Below are 17,553 nucleotides of genomic sequence, written 5' to 3' on the forward strand. Positions count from 1 at the left end.
TCAGGAGCCTTGTTGCTTGACCAGCAGGCCGACCCGCTTCACGCCTTGGCTCTGCAGTTCGTCCATCACTTTGAGGACGGATTCGTACTGGGCTTTGCGGTCGGCAGAAATGACGACGGGCTGGTCGGGATGCTGGGTCTGGCGGTCGCGCGCCACGCGGGCGAGGTCACTGCGCGGGATGGCCTGCGGCGACGTGTCGCCGCGTTCCCGGTCGCGGATGGAGACGCTGCCGTCCGCGGCCAGGATGACTTCCAGCGGCTTGACCGGCACCTGCGAGGCTTTGCCGACGGTGGGCAGGTCGATGACGCCGGGCGTCATCATGGGCGCGGTGACCATGAAGATCACGAGCAGCACCAGCATCACGTCGATGTAGGGGACGACGTTGATTTCGTTCATGGATCGGCGCCCGCTGCGGCCGCCGCGGTTGCTGGAGCGGATGGAAGGCATCAGCGCACCTGTCTTTGCAGGATGTTCTGGAACTCGTCGATGAAGCTGTCGAAGCGAATGGACAGCCGGTCGATGTCGTGCGAGAAGCGGTTATAGGCGACCACGGCAGGAATCGCCGCGAACAGGCCGATGGCCGTGGCCACCAGGGCCTCGGCGATGCCGGGCGCGACGCTCGCCAGGGTTGCCTGTTCCACGTTGGCCAGGCCGCGGAAGGCATGCATGATGCCCCACACCGTGCCGAACAGGCCGACGTAAGGGCTTACCGATCCCGTCGAGGCGAGGAAAGCGAGGTGGGATTCCAACGCGTCCATCTCGCGCTGGTAGGCGGCGCGCATTGCCCGGCGAGCGCCATCGAGCAATGCGTTGACGTCATTCAGCTTGTTCTGCCGGCTTTTCACGAACTCGGCCATCCCGGCCTCGAAGATGCGTGCCAGCGCACCTTGTTCGCCGCGCCGCGCCGTGACGGCCTGGTGCAGCATGTTCAGGTCGCCGCCCGACCAGAAGTCGGCCTCGAAGCGGTCGGTTTGCTGCTGCGCCCGCTTGATCGCAAAGCGCTTGCGGAAAATGTAGGTCCAGGACATCAGCGAGACGATGGCCAGGATGGCCATCACGCACTGGACCGTAAAGCTGGCCTGGAGTATCAGGGACAGGATAGACATGTCCTGGTTGACGTTCATGCAAAGTCCTTTGGGGCGAAGGGAAGAATGGGCCTGGAGTTGATCGTGTTAATCCGTTGTGCGAGCCGCCGCCAGCGCGGCGAGTTTTTCCGCCACTTCGGCGGGCAGGCCGCGCGGCCGCATCGTCGAGCGGTCGACGCATCCTACCTGGACATTGCCGGTGGCGAGCAGTTCATCGCCTCGCTCGCAGAACTGCAGGAAATCGATGGACGCCCTGCCCAGCCGCGCTATCCGGCTGCGGACGGTGAGGAGGTCGTCCAGGAGGGCAGGCCGGCGATATTGGGCTTCGATCCCCCGTACGACGAAAATGCAGCCGGTCTCCTCGGCCAGGACCCGCTGTTCCACGCCGAGGCGGCGTAGCCACTCGGTACGCGCGCGTTCGAAAAACTTCAGATAGTTTGCGTAGTAGACCACGCCGCCGGCGTCGGTATCTTCGTAATACACACGGATCGGAAACCGAAAATCGTCACTGGCGGGGTTGGACACAGGGCGAACCTTGATATGGAAATCTAGTGAGCGGGGCCGCGGCGGTCCCGGCCGGGAATTGTAAACAACCCGTGGTCTGCGGGCATGCAGTCCTCTTTCAACCTTCCACGAATTGTGACGGCTTGTAAAGGGGGAACTTTAGCCCCGCCGGCGCGTCTGACCGGAGGAAGCGTTGATGCCAGCCTGTGCGGCTTCGGGTGCGTGGGTGGCGCCGTTCGGGTGATCGACGCTTCCACCCTTTTGCTGATGGTGTCGGTGTCCGTGCTTAGTTACCGTATGGGCGACGGCACGATTTTTTTTGATGAGGCTGCGCTGGGAGCAGCCGGGCCCGTGAACTGGGGGATGCCCAGCACGGGCCTTGTTTTTTCCCGAGCGCGACGGTCAGAATAGTTCGCCGCTGTGTGCCTGCGGGGGCGGTGTCAGCCCCAGGTGGCGGTAGGTGCCCTGCGTGGCGATGCGGCCGCGCGGCGTGCGCTGCACGTAGCCGTGCTGGATTAAGTAGGGTTCGATCACGTCTTCGATGGTGTCGCGCTCCTCGCCGATCGCTGCGGACAAGCTGTCCAGGCCGACCGGGCCGCCGTCGAATTTGTAGACGATCGCCTCCAGCAGCTTGCGGTCCATGATGTCCAGGCCGGCCGGGTCGACGTCGAGCATGGAAAGCGCCGCATGCGCGACTTCCCCCGTGATGCGCCCGCCGGCCTTGACCTCGGCGTAGTCGCGCACCCGGCGCAGCAGCCGGTTGGCGATCCGGGGCGTGCCGCGCGAGCGGCGGGCGATTTCCCGGGCGCCGTCTTCGGAGATGGCGGCGTTGAGCAGGTTCGCGCTGCGCGTAACGATGGCCGCCAGTTCCTCGGGCGTATAAAACTCCAGGCGGGCGATGATGCCGAAGCGATCCCGCAGGGGGTTGGTCAGCATGCCCGCGCGCGTGGTCGCGCCCACCAGCGTGAAGGGCTGCAGGTCGAGCTTGACGCTGCGCGCGGCCGGCCCTTCGCCGATGAGGATGTCGATTTGGAAGTCTTCCAGCGCCGGATAGAGGATTTCTTCGACGATGGGCGAGAGCCGGTGGATCTCGTCGATGAAGAGGACGTCGTTTTTTTCGAGGTTGGTGAGCAGGGCGGCGAGGTCGCCCGGCCGCTCGAGCACGGGCCCCGAGGTCTGCCGCAATTGCACGCCCATTTCCCGGGCGATGATATGGGCCAGCGTGGTCTTGCCTAGGCCGGGCGGGCCGAACAGCAGCACGTGGTCCAGGGATTCCTGGCGGTTGCGCGCCGCGGCGATGAAGATCTCGAGCTGGTCGCGGATGCGACGCTGCCCGACGTATTCCTCGAGCGCCTTGGGGCGCAAGGCGCGCTCTATCGCTTCCTCGTTCGGGGAGGCGGCGCGGGGGGAGATGACGCGGGTGTCGAAAGCGTCGTCGCGGGCGGAGAGTTTGTCGGGCTGTATCGCCATGGGGGTATCGTGCCTTGAACTGGCTGTATGTTAGCCGGTTCCCGCCCGGCGTCGTCAGCTATCGAGTTTGCCGTATGGCTCGCCGAACGGGACCATGACGCGTTCGCGATACGGCGGGAGCTCTTGGAGCCGCCGGTATCATGCGCGCACGTGGTTGACTCCCATACGACAGTGCCTGCGTCGTCGATGACGGGGTCCTGAGCGTGGCGTCCCTCCGTATTCCGGGCGGCAATGCGCCGGCTAGCGCGCCAGGGCCTTGAGCGCCAGCTTGATGCCCTCGGAAACGCCGACGCCGGCGGGCAGGCTCTTGACGGCGGCTGAGGCCTCGCGGTCGGAATAGCCGAGCGCCAGCAGGGCGTTGAGGATGTCTGACTGGCCGTCCGAGACCGTTGCCCCACCCGCGGCGCCGAGGTCGGCCCCTAGCTTGCCTTTGAGTTCCAGCAGCAGCCGTTCGGCGGTTTTCTTGCCGATGCCGGGCACGCGCGTCAGCCGCCCCGCTTCCTGCAGCGTGACAGCCTGCGCCAGCTCCGCCACCGTCATGCCGGACAGCACCGCCAGCGCGATCTTGGCGCCTACGCCGCTGACCTTGATGAGTTCGCGGAACGTCGACCGCTCGGCGGCCGTGCCGAAACCGTACAGCACGTGCGCGTCCTCGCGGATCGCGAGGTGGGTCAGCAAGGTGACCTTGGATCCGACCTCCGGCAAGGAATACAGCGTGCTCATCGGAACGTCGAGTTCATAGCCCACGCCGTTGACGTCCAGGCAAATGGTGGGCGGTTGCTTCTCTACGAGGATACCGGTCAGGCGTCCGATCATGAAATGGCCTTCAACGAATTTCCCGCAGCATACCAGGGGCGTCCTAGACCAGCCTGCCCGCGCGCAGCCGGGTGCCGCGGCTGCGCAGGGCCAGGGCGCCGTTCTCGCGCAGGCGGTCGCCGAGCGGCGCGATATGCGCATGGCAGATGGCGCAGGCAAGCGCATCGGCGGCGTCCGCCGCCGGTGCGCCGTCCAGCGACAGCAGGTGCTGCACCATGGCCTGCACCTGGGCCTTGGCAGCGCGGCCCGTCCCGACGACCGATTTCTTGATCTGCAAGGCCGTGTACTCGTGCACTGTGAGGCCGCTGTCGGCCAGGGCGCACAGCGCGGCGCCGCGCGCTTGGCCCAGGAGCAGGGTCGAAACCGGGTTGGCGTTGACGAAGACTTTCTCGATTGCGGCGAAGTCGGGCGCGGTGTCGCGCACGACCTCCCGCAGGTTGTCGAGGATGACCTTCAGCCGCACGGACAAGTCATCCTCCGGCGGGACCACGATGGTGCCGCTGGCGACGTAGCGCAGTCGCGCACCATTCGATTCGATTACCCCAAAGCCGGTGCGCCGCAGGCCGGGGTCCACGCCCAGTATGCGCACGATGCGATGTCAATGACGGAAGTGCCGGGTACCGGTAAATACCATGGCGATGCCTCGTTCGTCCGCCGCGGCGATGACTTCCGGGTCGCGCACGCTGCCGCCCGGCTGAATGACGCAGGTCGCGCCGGCGTCCACCACCACGTCCAGGCCGTCGCGGAACGGGAAGAAGGCGTCGGACGCAACCGCCGAGCCCTTGAGCGACAGCCCGGCATTTTCCGCCTTGATCGAGGCGATGCGGGCGGAGTCGATGCGGCTCATCTGGCCTGCGCCCACGCCTAGGGTCATGCCGCCGCCGGCGAAGACGATGGCGTTGGATTTGACGAACTTGGCGACTTTCCACGCAAACAGCAGGTCGTCCAATTGGGCCTCGGTGGGGGCGATCTTGGTGACGACCTTGAGCTGGTCCCGCGACACGTTGAAGGCGTCGGGCTGCTGTACGAGCCAGCCGCCTCCCACGCGTTTCACGTCGAAGGCGTTGACGCCGTCGCCGAGCGGCACTTCCAGCAGGCGCACGTTCTGCTTGGCGGAGAAGATTTCGCGCGCGCCGTCGTCATAGCCGGGCGCGAGCAGGACTTCGACGAACTGCTTGCTCACTGCCTGGGCCGTGGCGGCATCGACGGGACGGTTAAAGGCGATGATGCCGCCGAACGCGGACGTCGGATCGGTCTTGAATGCCTGCTGGTAGGCGTGCAGCGGGTCGGTCGAGACCGCCACGCCGCAGGGGTTGGCGTGCTTGATGATGACGCAGGCGGGTGCCTCGAACGTGCGCACGCACTCCCAGGCGGCGTCGGCGTCTGCAATGTTGTTGTAGGAGAGTTCCTTGCCCTGCAGCTGGCGGTAGTTGGCGAGCAACCCGGCGGCCGGCGCTGCGTCGCGGTAGAACGCGGCCGATTGATGGGGGTTCTCGCCGTAGCGCATGGCCTGGGTCTTGGAGACCTGGAAGGTCAGGGTTTCGGGGTAGGCCTCGCGCGCCGGCACGGCATCTTGGGCCGGGGCCTCGGTCAGGCTGGTCAGGTAGTTGGCGATCGCCCCGTCGTAGGCAGCGGTGTGGGCGAATACCTTCTTGGCCAGGTTCAGGCGCAGGGCGTACGAGGTGCCGCCGGTGGCGTCGATTTCCGCAAGGACCTGCGCGTAGTCGGCCGGATCGATCACGACGGTGACGCCGCCTGCCTCCGTGCCATGGTTCTTGGCTGCCGCGCGCAGCATGGCGGGGCCGCCGATGTCGATGTTCTCGATGGCGTCGGCGAAAGTGCAGCCGGGTTTGGCGATGGCTTCGCGGAAGGGATAGAGGTTGACCACCAGCAGGTCGATGCGGCCGATGCCGTGGCTAGCGATCGCGTCGAGGTGGGCCTGCGAATCGCGGCGGGCGAGCAGGCCGCCGTGGATCTTCGGGTGCAGCGTCTTGACACGGCCGTCCATCATTTCGGGAAAGCCGGTGTAGTCGGACACCTCCTGCACCGGCAGGCCGGCCTGGGCCAGCAGCTTGGCCGTGCCCCCGGTCGACAGGAGCTGGATGCCACGGTCGTGCAGGGCCCTGGCGAAGTCGACGATGCCGGATTTGTCGGAAACGGAGAGAAGCGCGCGTTCGATTTTCATGTTGAGTAGTCAAGATGGCGTGCCAGGGCCGGCACGTGAAATGGATTGGGGCGGCCGAGTTAGACCTTGATTTGGTAAAAGTCGAGCTTCTTGCGCAGGGTGTTGCGGTTGATGCCCAGCATCTCGGCGGCGCGCGACTGGTTGCGGTCTGCCTTTTCCAGCACGACTTCGAGCATGGGGCGCTCGACGGCCGTCAGCACCATGTCCCAGATGCCGCTCGTCGGCTCCCCGTCAAGATCCTTGAAGTAGCGGTCCAGGGTGTGGCGTACGCATTCTTCAAGCGTATGTTCTTTCATATGTCTTCCTTGATGCGCGGCCTAGGCAGCGAGCCGCGGCGCGGCGTCGCGCTCGATCGAGCGATCGAACCAGGCGGCCACCGCGTGCCATTGGTCGCGTGTGTTTTCTATCAAATTCAGTTGCGCACAGAACTGCGGCCCGCCCGGCAGCGAAGCCAGATACCAGCCAATGTGCTTGCGTGCGGTGCGCACGCCCGTGTATTCGCCGTAGAAACGGTAGTGGTCGTCCAGGTGCTGCAGCAGCAGCTCCCGCATTTCGGTGAGCGTCGGTCCGGGTAGGAGCGAGCCCGTGCGCAGGTAATGATCGATTTCCCGGAACAGCCAGGGGCGGCCCTGCGCGGCGCGGCCGATCATGACGGCATCCGCGCCGGTCGCCTCCAGCACCTTCCGCGCCTTCTCGGGCGAGTCGATGTCGCCGTTGGCGATGACCGGGATGGACAGCTCGGCCTTGACTTGGGCGATGGTTTCGTATTCGGCTTCGCCCATGTAGAGGTCTTCGCGCGTGCGGCCGTGCAGGGCCAGCGCGGCGATCCCGATGTCCTGGGCCCGGCGGGCCACCCGCAGGATGTTGCGTTCGGCGCGGCTCCAGCCGGTGCGGGTCTTGAGCGTGACCGGCACGCCGAGCGGCGTGCAGGCGCGCACGACTGCCTCGAGGATGCGCGCGACCAGGTCTTCGTCGCGCAGCAGGGCCGAGCCCGCGGCGACGTTGCAGACTTTCTTGGCCGGGCATCCCATGTTGATGTCGATGATGCGCGCGCCTTTGCCCACGTTGAAGACCGCGGCCTGGGCCATCATGTCGGGGTCGCTCCCGGCGATCTGGACGGCGATGGGTTCGCTTTCGCCGGCGTGATCCAGGCGGCGCGAGGTCTTGACGCTGTTCCAGAGCTTGGGGTTGCTGGCCGCCATTTCGGAGACCGCATGGCCCGCGCCCAGCCGCTTGCACAATTGGCGGAACGGACGGTCCGTCACGCCCGCCATGGGGGCGACGAAAACGTTGTTCGGGAGTTCGTAGGGGCCGATGCGCATGACTGAATGCGCCATCCGCCTCACTCACGGAGGGGAAGGGCGCGCGTGGGCAAAAAAATCTGAGGGAAGCAGCGATTGTACCGCCGTCGGGGCTGGGGAAGTTGTTACATCACCCCCTGATCCCCTCCATCAATTGTCGCGCGAGGGGGCCGCGCAGGGTACGGGACAGGTCCAGCCCGAGCAGGGCGAGGCCGCAGGCGTGTTCGACCGGCGCCATGCCGGTCGAGAATATGCGGGGCAAAAAGTCCGTCAGGCCGCTGGTGAGCCAGCGGTCGGCTGCACGCGCGCGGGCGTAGGCGGCAAGCAGGGGCGGGGCAGGCGTTTCGGCGTCCCGCAGCAGCGGGGCAAGGGCCTCGGCCAGGCGCGCCGCGTCGCGCAGGCCCAGGTTCATGCCCTGCCCCGCCACCGGGTGCAGGGTCTGGGCCGCGTTGCCGATGACGACGCGGTTGCCGTCGACGAGGCGGCGGCGCAGGTTGATTCCGAGCGGATACCGATGGCGGGGGCCCGCAAGCACGAGATCGCCGAGCCGGGAACCGAAGGCGCTGCCGAGCGCTCGGCCGAACGCCGCGTCGTCCATGGCCATGAGCTCGTCGGCGTGTTCGGGCCGGACGCACCAGACCAGGGCGTAGCGGCTGGCGTCGCGGGTGGGCCCGGCCGGATAGGGAAGCAGCGCCAGCGGCCCTTCGCGCGTGAATCGCTCCCAGGCCCACCCGGGACGCGGACGCCCGGCGCGCACGATGGCCAGGATCGCGTGCTGGTCGTAGCTGCGGTGCAAATCGTTGCGCGCCTGGTGGTCGAAGGTACCGCCTTCGGCGTGGATGCAGACCGTGGTGGTCCATTCCCGGTCGTCCTGGCGCACGACGGCGCGTCGCCCTTCGTCCCGCAGGACGGTAGCGGGGGATCCGGCCCGGATGGTCACGCCGGTGCGTTCGAGCGCGGCATCGAGTGCTTGCACGATGGTCGGGTAGGGCAGCACGGTGCCGAGCGCGGGTACGCCGAAGTCGTCGCGCGAGATATGCGTGCGGCCCAGGCGCCCTTGCTGGGACACGTGGACGTCGAGTATGTCCGCGCCGCCTGCCGGCCAGGCATCGATGGACGCGAGCAGTACGCGGCTACCGTGGTTCAGGGCCATCACGCGCGGATCGGCAGGCGGGGTGGCGGAGGGCGCGGCGGCACGCTGCGGCCGGCAAAGCACGATTTTTCCGGGCCGCGCCGTTGCGCGGGCGAGCAGGAGCGCGAGGGTGGCGCCCACGGGGCCGCCGCCCAGGATGGTAACGTCCGCGTGCATGTCAATGCCGTGCATTCGAAGCGCGCAGCCGGGGGCTCATTTCATCAAGGCTTCGATGTCGTCGGCGGCGACGGGCACGCCCCGGGTGATCAGCTCGCACCCGGTCTCGGTGACGACGGCGTCGTCTTCGATGCGTATGCCGATGTCCCAAAAACGTTCTGGAACGTCGTCTGCCGGACGGACGTAAATGCCGGGCTCGATCGTCAGCACCATGCCCGGACGCAGCGTGCGCCACGGCCGCTGCGTGTCGCCGGCAGGCGCCGGGCCCGGCTCTCGGTAGTCGCCCACGTCGTGCACGTCCATGCCCAGCCAGTGGCCGGTGCGGTGCATGTAGAAGCGGGTGTACTGCTGGGATTCCAGCACGCCGTCGAGCGAGCCGGCCAGCAGTCCTTCGTCGATCATCCCTTGCGCCAGGACGCGCACCGCGGCGTCGTGGCCTTCGTTCCAGCGAGCGCCGGGGAGGGTCCGGGAGGCGGCGGCACGCTGCGCTTCCAGCACGATGTCGTAGAGGGCCCGCTGCGGACCGCTGAAGCGTCCGTTGACGGGGAAGGTGCGGGTGATGTCCGAGGCGTAGCCGTCCAATTCGCAGCCTGCGTCGATGAGCAGCAAGTCCCCGTCTTTCAGTTCGGCGTCGCCGGCGCGGTAATGCAGCACGCAGGCATTGCGGCCGGTGGCCACGATGGAGTTGTAGGCGACGGACTGGGAGCCGTGGCGGCGGAACTCATGCAGCAGTTCGGCCTCGATCTCGTATTCCCGCATGCCCGGGCGCGCGGCGCGCATGGCCCGCACGTGCGCGCCGGCGGAGATGGCCGCGGCGCGGCGCATGGTCTCGAGCTCGCTGGCATCTTTGACGAGCCGCATTTCCGCCAGGATGGCGCGCAGATCGTAGGTGCGGCCCGGCACCGTGGCGCCCGAGCGGCCCATCGCCCGGACTTTGTCCAGCCACGTGCGCAGGTTCAGGTCGAACAGGCGGTCGCTGGCCAGCGGCACGAACAGCGCTGGCTGGTCGGCGATGAGCTTGGGCAATTCATCCGAAAGGGATTCCACCGGATAGGCTTGGTCGAAGCCGAACTGCTCCGCGGCTGCGTCCGGGCCGATCCGGTAGCCATCCCAGATTTCGCGCTCGAGGTTCTTGCTCCGGCAGAACAGGATCTGCCGGTCTTGACTTCCCGCGACCAGCACCATCCAGGCCTCGGGTTCGGGAAAGCCTGTCAGGTAGAAGAAGTCGCTGTCGAAGCGATAGGGATACTCCGCGTCGCGGTTGCGCACGCACTCGCGCGCGGTAGGCAGGATGGCGATTCCGCCGCCCTGGGCATGCATGGCTTCCAGCAAGCGTTTGCGGCGCGCGGCAAAAGGAGAGATGTCCTGGGCGGGAATGCTCATGAGGCGTATCCGTACGCAAATAACTGAAGGCTATTGTAGGCTCGCGTCGAGCCGGGCCAGGCGCTGGGGCGTGCCGACGTCGGTCCAGCGGCCGGGGTGCCGGCTGCCGCCCACGCGTCCTTCGGCCATGGCGGCGCGCAGCAGCGGGGCCAGCTTGGCCGGTTCGCCGGCCGGCAATGACGCAAAGAGTTCGGGACGGTAAACCCCGATTCCGGCGAAGGTCAGGCGGGGTTCCTGGTCGCGGACGAGGCCGTCCGCACCGAGGTGAAAATCGCCTTCGGGATGATGATCCGGGTTGTCCACCAGCACGAGCCAAGCCAGCCGCTCGTCGCGTTCGAGCGTTTGGGCGGCAGCCCGCGCGGCGGATGGATCCCAGTCCGTCCAGATGTCACCGTTGATGACGAGGAACGGCGCCTCCCCCAATAGGGGCAGCGCCTGGCGTATCCCGCCGGCGGTCTCGAGCGCGCGGCCCTCGGCCGAGTAGCGCAGCCGCACGCCCCAGCGGCTGCCGTCGCCCAAGGCCTGTTCGATCTGCTCGCCTAGCCAGGCGTGGTTGACCACGATGTCCTGGAATCCGGCCGCCGCGAGGCGCTCGATGTGCCAGACGATCAATGGCTTGCCGCCTGCCGGAAGAAGCGGCTTGGGGACTGCATCGGTGAGCGGGCGCATGCGCTCGCCGCGCCCAGCCGCGAGAATCATCGCGCGCATCAGAAGGTGTATCCCACCGCGGCTTGGCGCCCTTCCAGCTTGTCGAGCAGCTTGGTCAGCGGCTTGAAGGCGAGGTAACGCTCGGCAACCTGTCGCACATAGGCGTTGACGCGCGGGATGTGATCCAGGTAGTGGCGCTTGCCGTCGCGGTGGGCGAGCCGGGCGAACACCCCCAGGATGCGCAGGTTGCGCTGCAACCCCATCCACTCGTAGGCGCGATGGAGCTCGGCGAAGTCGTCAGGCACCGGCAGTCCTGCCTTGCGGGCCATTTCCCAATAACGGATCGCCCAGTCCAGCTGCTGCGGTTCGTCCCAGGTGAAGCGGGCGTCCATCAGCACGGAAGCGAGGTCGTAGGTGATGGGCCCGACCACGGCGTCCTGGAAGTCGATGACGCCCGGGTTGGGGCCGTAGTTCGGCCCCTCCTTCGGGAGGTCTGTTGCCATCAGGTTGGGCGAGTGGTAATCCCGGTGGACGAGGACGAAAGGTTGGGCGAGGTTGGCGTCGACCAGTGCTTCGAAGACTCCGTTCAACGCGTCTCGCTCGGGCGGGTCGAGCGGGCGGTCGCAGTAGCGGGCGGCGTACCACTCGGGGAATAGTTCGAGCTCGGCGATGAGCCGCGGCTTGTCGTATCGCGCCAGCCCGGTGGTTGCGCTTTGTTGCAACTTCACCAGCGACGCCAGGGCATCCATATAGATGCGGTGTATGTCGTGCGGCGTCGTCTGGCCGCGTAGGTAGTCCAAGTACGTTGTAAAGCCGAGGTCCGAGAGCAGCAGGAAGCCTTGGTCGACGTCTTGGGCGAGGACGGCGGGCACGTGGACACCCGCATCGCGCAGCAGGCCGGCTACGTGCAGGAACGGGCGGCAATCCTCCTTGCCCGGCGGGGCGTCCATGACGACGGCTGTGCCGGCGCCCATCTCGACGCGGAAGTAGCGGCGGAAGCTGGCGTCGCTCGAGGCGGGGCGCAGGGAAGCAGGATTGAGCTCGAGAGCGGCAGGAAGCCCGGATATCCAGCCCGAAAGCTGCGCAAGGCGGGCATCGGCGCCGGACGGGCCGGCGGCAAGATCGGTGGTGGCATTCATGCCTCCTATAATACCGACCGATATCGGATCCCGGAACGAAGGCTCCCTTCCCGAGACGAGGACTCCGGCTCCCGCCGAAGGATGCGGGCCCGCTATCTTTTTTTACCGCGCGCGGCCGCCGGGTCGCGTATTCTTCGACTTTCGTTTTGATTCCAGAAGGCCCGTGCGATCGATCCGGTGGTTCTGCCTATTTGCCGTGTTTGCGACAGTGCCGTTGGCCCATGCGCAAGAGGGGCCACCTTCCGGCGGCGTCTCCGTGCCGGGCCTGCGCCTGTCGCCCGGCCTGCGCACGCATACCTACGATCCTGACCAGTTGCCGGTGTTCATGGAGGCGGACTCCCTGACCGTCGAGGATCAGGACGTCGTCAGGCTGGAAGGCCATGCGCAGGTACGGCGCCGCGACACCATCCTGAAAGGCGACCGCATCCAATACGACCAGGTCGAGGATGAACTGGAGGCCCTGGGCAACGTGCGCCTGCTCCGGGAAGGCAACCTGCTAACTGGGCCGCGACTGAAGCTCAACATGAGCAGCGGGACGGGCGAGGTCAGCGACGCGCGGTTTTTCTTCGGGTTGAATGGCAGCAGCGGCTCGGCGCAGCAGATTCGCCTGCTGGGCCAGAACCGCATCCGCGCCGAGCGCGTCCGCTATACCGGTTGCTCGTGCGACGATCCCGATTGGGAGCTGCGCGCGCGAAGAGTGGACTTTGACTACAACTCGGGGCAGGCGCTCGGCTATGGCGGGGTGCTGTATTTCAAGGACGTGCCCATCCTGGCCGCGCCCATCATGTCTTTCCCGATTTCGCGTGACCGCAAGTCGGGATTCCTGGCGCCGACTTTCGGGCTCACCAGCAAGAGCGGCCCGGAGTTCTCGATTCCGTATTACTTCAACATCGCGCCGAACCGCGATGCGACGCTGACGCCCAAGGTGATGCTGCGCCGCGGCCTGCAGCTCTCCGGCGAGTTCCGCTACCTGGAGCCTTCGTTCAGCGGCGAGACGCGCCTGAGCTACCTGCCGAACGACCGTGTCGCGAATCGTGACCGCTATCTGTTCAGTTCGCAGCACCGCCAGCAGTTGTCGCCCAACCTGGGATTCAACTGGAACTTCTCCAAGGCCTCGGATGACGCGTATTTCCGGGATTTGTCGGTGCTCGGCACGGGCTTGGCCTCGACGGCGACCCTGGAGCGTTCGTTCACCCTGAATTGGAACCAGGGGTACTGGAACGCGTTCGGCCGCGTAGTGAGCTATCAAACCCTCCAGGATCCGCTCGCGCCCATCGTGCCGCCGTACGGCCGTGAACCGCAATTGCACCTGACGGGCCAGCGCTTCGACTGGAACGGCCTCGACCTGCGCCTGGAGGCGGACGCGACGCGCTTCCGCCGCCATGACGCGGTGACGGGGGAGCGCGCCTACGCGTACCCCTCGGTGTCGTATCCCATCATCCGGCCGGGTGGGTTCTTCATTCCCAAGATCGGCATCCACGCTACCCGCTACAACACCGATTCCTTCCAGGGGGCGCCGTCCAGCAACGCGTCGCGCACCGTGCCGATCATGTCGCTGGATACCGGCTTGATCTTCGAGAGGGACAGCTCGCTGCTGGGCCAACCGGCCCGGCAGACACTGGAGCCGCGCCTCTACTACCTGCGCGTGCCCTACCGCAATCAGTCGAACCTGCCCATCTACGACACTGCGCTCGCGGATTTCAATTTTGCGCAGATCTTCTCCGAGAACCTGTACGCGGGCTGGGACCGCATCGCCGAGGCCAACCAGCTGACCGCCGCGCTGACCACGCGCTGGCTCGATCCCAAGACCGGCGTCGAGCGCGCCAGGATCATGGGGGCGCAGCGTTTGTACTTCAGCGATCAACGGGTCACGTTGCCTGGCGAAGCGCCCAATTCCGACGGACGGTCTGATTTCCTCGTTTCCGTGTACGGCGCGCTGACGTCCACGCTGAGCGGCGAAACCACGGTGCAATACAATCCCAAGATCGAGCGCGTGACCCGGTCCACCATCGGCGCGCGCTGGAGCCCCCAGCGCCTGAGCACCATTTCGCTCGCCTATCGCTACAAGCGAGAGTCGGTCAGTGTGCCGGGGCAGGAGCTGATCGACGTGGCTTTCCAGTGGCCGCTGGCGCCGCGCTGGTTCGGCATCGGCCGCATCAATTACTCGCTGCTCGAGAACCGGATCGCCGAATCGGTGGCCGGAATCGAATACAACGGCGGATGTTGCTGGGCTTTCCGCCTGGTCGGCCAGCGGTACGCGGTGGCCAAGAACAACGCCACCACCGCAGTTTTCTTCCAGCTCGAGCTGACCGGCTTCGGCGGCATCGGGGCCAGTCCGATGACGACCTTGCGTCGTAGCATTCCCGGTTATCAGGTCATCAACCCGCCTCCTGAGAAAGGGACGGTGTTCGAAAGGTACGAATGATGGTTTTCAAGGTATTGCCCACCATGACGAAAGCGAAGTGCGGCGTCGCACTCAGCTGCCTGGCCCTGCTGGCCGGCGGGCAGGCAGCGGCGCAGGGACTGCGGCTGCCGGGAGAGTCCGGCCGCGGGCCTGCCTTGACCGCGCCGTTCGGGGCTCCCGCCTCCAGCCCGTCCTCCTCTTCCGGTTCGGGCGCCACTTCCTCTCCTGGCGGGACGTCTTCGTCGCGTATCCAATTGGGCGACGCGATCGTGGCCATCGTGAATTCCGACGTCATTACGCGGCGCGAGCTCGATGGACGGGTGCAGACGGCTCTGGCGACGCTGGCGCGGCAGCAGATCCCGGCTCCCGACCGGAACACCCTGGAGCGCCAGGTGCTCGAACGGATGATCGTCGAGAAAACGCAGCTCCAGGAAGCGGCCCAGCTTGGCATCCGCATCGACGACATGCAGCTCGATCGCGCCATCAACCGCATTGCCGAGCAAAACCACGTGACGGTGTCACAGATGCGGGACCAGATCGAGCGCGAGGGCGTGCCGTTCTCGGTCTACCGCGAGGACCTGCGCCAGGAGCTGACGCTGTTGCGCCTGCGCGAGCGGGCGGTGGACAGCCAGATCCAGGTCTCCGAGCCCGAGATCGACGCCTATCTTGCCGAGGAACATGAAGCGGCGCCGTCTGAAATGACCTTGGCGCAGATCTTGGTGCGGGTACCCGAGGGCAGTTCGTCCGACATGGTGGCCCGGCTGCGGCGCAAGGCCGAGGCGCTGCTGGAACAACTTCGCAATGGCGCTGATTTCGCGCGCCTGGCTGCCGCTTCGTCCGACGGCGAGGAGGCTCTACGCGGGGGCGACCTCGGCACCCGCCCGGCCGACCGCTGGCCGTCGCTGTTCGTGGAGGCGGTCTCGCAACTGAGCCCGGGCGGCATCAGCGAAATCATCCAGAGCGGCAATGGGTTTCACATTCTCAAGCTGGTCGACCGCAAGAGCACCGGCGGCCCGGGCAGCCCGGCCATGCCGGTGCAGCAGACCCACGCGCGCCACATCTTGATCCGGCCCACCGCGGTGCTCAGTTCCGAGCAGGCGCGGGAACGCCTCGTGAACATCCGCCAGCGCATCGTCCAGGGCGGCGCGAATTTCGCGGACATGGCGCGTCAATATTCGAACGATGCCTCGGCTCCCCAGGGGGGCGACCTGGGCTGGTTGTCGCCGCAGGAAACCGTGCCCGAGTTCGAGCGTGCCATGGATGCACTCAAGCCGGGCGAAGTCAGCGAGCCCATCCAGTCTCCCTTTGGCTGGCATCTCATCCAAGTGATCGAGCGGCGCACCCAGGACGTCGGGCGCGAGCGGCAACGCCAGGCAGCCCGCCAGGCCTTGTTCCAGCGCAAGCTGGACCAACTCTACGAAGACTGGGCGCGCGAGCTGCGCGACAAAGCGTACGTGGAGATCAGGCTGGGCGACAGCCCATCAGAGAACCCCTCTTGACTGGCGCAATGGACCGACGACGCACCTTGGCATTGACGACGGGCGAGCCCGCGGGCATCGGCCCGGAGCTGTCGGCCGCGGCGGCCGCTTGGTTCGCCAGCCAGCGGGGGCGGGCGGAGGTGCCTGCGGATACGCAGCTCGTGCTCGTCGGCGACGGGGATCTCCTCGCGGCGCGGGGCGGCGTGGACCTGACGTCGCTGCCTGGCGTCGCCGTGCGTCATGTGCCGCTGCGCGTCCCGTCCGAACCGGGGCGGCTCGCGGTGGCCAATGCGCAGTACGTGCTCGATACCCTGGACATGGCCATAGGCATGGTCTCGGCAGGGGAGGCGCAAGCCATTGTCACTGCTCCTGTCCACAAAGGCGTGATCAATGATGCCGGCGTCGCGTTCTCGGGCCACACTGAATATCTGCAGGAACACGCAGGCGTAGACAAGGTCGTCATGATGCTGGCGGGCGGCGGCCTGCGCGTGGCGCTCGCGACCACGCACCTGCCGCTGCGCGCCGTGCCCGATGCCATCACCCCCGAAACACTCGACCGCGTGCTCGGCATCCTCGATGCCGACCTGCGCAGCCGCTTCGGCCTTTCCCGGCCCCGCATCGCCGTGTGCGGCTTGAATCCGCACGCCGGCGAGGGCGGGCATCTGGGCCGCGAGGAGATCGACATCATTGCGCCGGCCATCGCTCGGGCACGCGCCGCCGGCATCGATGTGCAAGGACCCTTGCCCGCCGATACCCTGTTCGTGCCCGCGCATCTAGCCGGGTTCGATGCGGCGCTCGCGATGTACCACGACCAGGGGCTGCCCGTGCTCAAGCACGCAAGCTTCGGGCATGGCGTCAACATCACGCTGGGCCTGCCCTATGTCCGCACCTCAGTGGACCACGGCACCGCGCTCGACTTGGCGGGGACAGGCAGGGCCGATCCCGGCAGCCTGCAACAGGCCATCGTCACCGCCATCCAAATGATCAGCGCCGGCAGCCGGGCTGGCGCCGGAGTTTCCGCATGAAGCATCAGGCGCGCAAGCGCTTCGGCCAGCATTTTTTGGTCGACGACAGCATTACCGAATCCATCGTGCGTGCGGTCAACCCGCGATCCGGCGACAACGTGGTCGAGATCGGCCCCGGCCTGTCCGCACTCACGCGCCCGCTGCTCGAGCGGGTCGACCGCCTGAAAGTGATCGAGATCGATCGAGATCTTGCCGCGCGCTTGCGCAGCCAGTATCCGCCCGAGCGCCTGGAAGTGACCGAAGCCGACGTGCTGACCGTGGATTTCGCGCAGTTCGGCGCCCCGCTGCGGATCGTCGGCAACCTGCCCTACAACATCTCGAGTCCGTTGCTGTTTCATTTGATGCCTTATGCGGACCAGGTGCGGGACCAGCATTTCATGCTGCAGCGTGAAGTCATCGACCGCATGGTCGCGCAGCCAGGCGATGCCGACTATGGCCGGCTTTCGGTCATGCTCCAATCACGCTACGACATGGAAAAATTGTTCGACGTGCCGCCCGAGGCTTTCGACCCGCCGCCGCGCGTGGTGTCGGCCGTGGTGCGCATGATCCCGCTCGGTGCGGATCGCCCGAGGGCGCGTAGCGACGCGGCATTCTCGGCCGTCGTGGCCAAGGCGTTCGCGCAGCGCCGCAAGATGTTGCGGCGCGGCCTGGGAGAGTGGGCGGCGCTCGTGCCCTGGGACGAAGTGGGCGTGAAGGAGACGGCGCGCGCCGAAGAGCTTTCTGTGGCGCAGTTCATCGCGCTGGCGGACGTCTTGCATGAGGCGGGCGTGGTCGGTGCGGGGCACGGCGTGTAGCCCCTTTAACCA

17 protein-coding genes are annotated in these 17,553 nt (G+C 66.8%); 4 read left to right on the top strand and 13 right to left on the bottom strand.

Going from position 1 to position 17,553, the window contains the following annotated elements; all coding sequences use genetic code 11:
* The 13 genes from tolR to Q0319_RS01675 all read right to left on the bottom strand — a co-directional run bounded on the left by tolR (position 1) and on the right by Q0319_RS01675 (position 11,840).
* Positions 1 to 447: a protein TolR gene (tolR, locus tag Q0319_RS01615; protein WP_299450480.1), complete on the bottom strand. Its 447-nt coding sequence runs from the start codon at positions 445 to 447 to the stop codon at positions 1 to 3.
* Entirely contained in the window at positions 447 to 1,124 is a 678-nt protein-coding gene (tolQ, locus tag Q0319_RS01620; protein WP_296466133.1) for a protein TolQ, read from the bottom strand. Before tolQ ends, tolR begins: the two co-directional genes overlap by 1 nt.
* Positions 1,125 to 1,172: 48 nt before the next feature.
* Positions 1,173 to 1,610 carry a tol-pal system-associated acyl-CoA thioesterase gene (gene ybgC, locus Q0319_RS01625; RefSeq protein ID WP_296466135.1) on the bottom strand — a complete coding sequence of 146 codons (438 nt, stop codon included), beginning with the start codon at positions 1,608 to 1,610 and terminating at the stop codon, positions 1,173 to 1,175.
* 381 nt (positions 1,611 to 1,991) lie between these two features.
* Complete coding sequence (gene ruvB / locus Q0319_RS01630; protein WP_296466137.1) at positions 1,992 to 3,059, bottom strand: Holliday junction branch migration DNA helicase RuvB; 1,068 nt, start codon at positions 3,057 to 3,059, stop codon at positions 1,992 to 1,994.
* 240 nt (positions 3,060 to 3,299) lie between these two features.
* The gene (gene ruvA, locus Q0319_RS01635; RefSeq protein WP_296466139.1) at positions 3,300 to 3,875 is read right to left on the bottom strand and encodes a Holliday junction branch migration protein RuvA; all 576 of its coding nucleotides are present in this window, start codon (positions 3,873 to 3,875) and stop codon (positions 3,300 to 3,302) included.
* A gap of 43 nt (positions 3,876 to 3,918) precedes the next feature.
* Positions 3,919 to 4,464, bottom strand: a complete 546-nt coding sequence (gene ruvC / locus Q0319_RS01640; RefSeq protein ID WP_296466141.1) for a crossover junction endodeoxyribonuclease RuvC — start codon at positions 4,462 to 4,464, stop codon at positions 3,919 to 3,921.
* 9 nt (positions 4,465 to 4,473) lie between these two features.
* Positions 4,474 to 6,060: a bifunctional phosphoribosylaminoimidazolecarboxamide formyltransferase/IMP cyclohydrolase gene (purH, locus tag Q0319_RS01645; RefSeq protein ID WP_296466143.1), complete on the bottom strand. Its 1,587-nt coding sequence runs from the start codon at positions 6,058 to 6,060 to the stop codon at positions 4,474 to 4,476.
* A gap of 59 nt (positions 6,061 to 6,119) precedes the next feature.
* Positions 6,120 to 6,356: a helix-turn-helix domain-containing protein gene (locus Q0319_RS01650; protein WP_296466146.1), complete on the bottom strand. Its 237-nt coding sequence runs from the start codon at positions 6,354 to 6,356 to the stop codon at positions 6,120 to 6,122.
* A 21-nt stretch (positions 6,357 to 6,377) separates the two neighbouring features.
* On the bottom strand, positions 6,378 to 7,382 hold the full coding sequence (gene dusB, locus Q0319_RS01655) for a tRNA dihydrouridine synthase DusB (RefSeq protein ID WP_296466149.1): 1,005 nt from the start codon (positions 7,380 to 7,382) through the stop codon (positions 6,378 to 6,380).
* A 109-nt stretch (positions 7,383 to 7,491) separates the two neighbouring features.
* A complete protein-coding gene (locus tag Q0319_RS01660) occupies positions 7,492 to 8,685 on the bottom strand; it encodes an FAD-dependent monooxygenase (RefSeq protein WP_296466152.1) in 1,194 nt (397 codons plus the stop codon).
* A 21-nt stretch (positions 8,686 to 8,706) separates the two neighbouring features.
* Positions 8,707 to 10,053 (bottom strand): aminopeptidase P N-terminal domain-containing protein, encoded by a 1,347-nt coding sequence (locus Q0319_RS01665; protein ID WP_296466154.1) that lies wholly within the window; start codon positions 10,051 to 10,053, stop codon positions 8,707 to 8,709.
* Positions 10,054 to 10,083: 30 nt separating this feature from the next.
* Positions 10,084 to 10,761 carry an N-acetylmuramate alpha-1-phosphate uridylyltransferase MurU gene (gene murU, locus Q0319_RS01670; RefSeq protein WP_299450490.1) on the bottom strand — a complete coding sequence of 226 codons (678 nt, stop codon included), beginning with the start codon at positions 10,759 to 10,761 and terminating at the stop codon, positions 10,084 to 10,086.
* Positions 10,761 to 11,840, bottom strand: coding sequence for a phosphotransferase (locus Q0319_RS01675; protein ID WP_299450493.1), 1,080 nt, complete (start codon positions 11,838 to 11,840; stop codon positions 10,761 to 10,763). The genes murU and Q0319_RS01675 overlap by 1 nt, the downstream gene beginning before the upstream one ends.
* A 163-nt stretch (positions 11,841 to 12,003) precedes the next feature.
* Here Q0319_RS01675 and Q0319_RS01680 point away from each other — a divergent pair, with 163 nt between their 5' ends.
* From Q0319_RS01680 to rsmA, 4 genes are read left to right on the top strand one after another with little or no spacing between them, the layout of a single operon-like run.
* Positions 12,004 to 14,265 (top strand): LPS-assembly protein LptD, encoded by a 2,262-nt coding sequence (locus Q0319_RS01680; RefSeq protein ID WP_299450495.1) that lies wholly within the window; start codon positions 12,004 to 12,006, stop codon positions 14,263 to 14,265.
* Positions 14,262 to 15,743: a peptidylprolyl isomerase gene (locus Q0319_RS01685; protein WP_299450498.1), complete on the top strand. Its 1,482-nt coding sequence runs from the start codon at positions 14,262 to 14,264 to the stop codon at positions 15,741 to 15,743. The genes Q0319_RS01680 and Q0319_RS01685 overlap by 4 nt, the downstream gene beginning before the upstream one ends.
* A gap of 8 nt (positions 15,744 to 15,751) precedes the next feature.
* A complete protein-coding gene (pdxA, locus tag Q0319_RS01690) occupies positions 15,752 to 16,747 on the top strand; it encodes a 4-hydroxythreonine-4-phosphate dehydrogenase PdxA (protein ID WP_296466168.1) in 996 nt (331 codons plus the stop codon).
* Positions 16,744 to 17,541: a 16S rRNA (adenine(1518)-N(6)/adenine(1519)-N(6))-dimethyltransferase RsmA gene (gene rsmA / locus Q0319_RS01695; protein WP_296466171.1), complete on the top strand. Its 798-nt coding sequence runs from the start codon at positions 16,744 to 16,746 to the stop codon at positions 17,539 to 17,541. The genes pdxA and rsmA overlap by 4 nt, the downstream gene beginning before the upstream one ends.
* Positions 17,542 to 17,553 lie beyond the last annotated feature (12 nt).

Origin of the sequence: uncultured Pigmentiphaga sp., assembly GCF_937950555.1 — a bacterium.
GTDB lineage: Bacteria > Pseudomonadota > Gammaproteobacteria > Burkholderiales > Burkholderiaceae_B > Pigmentiphaga.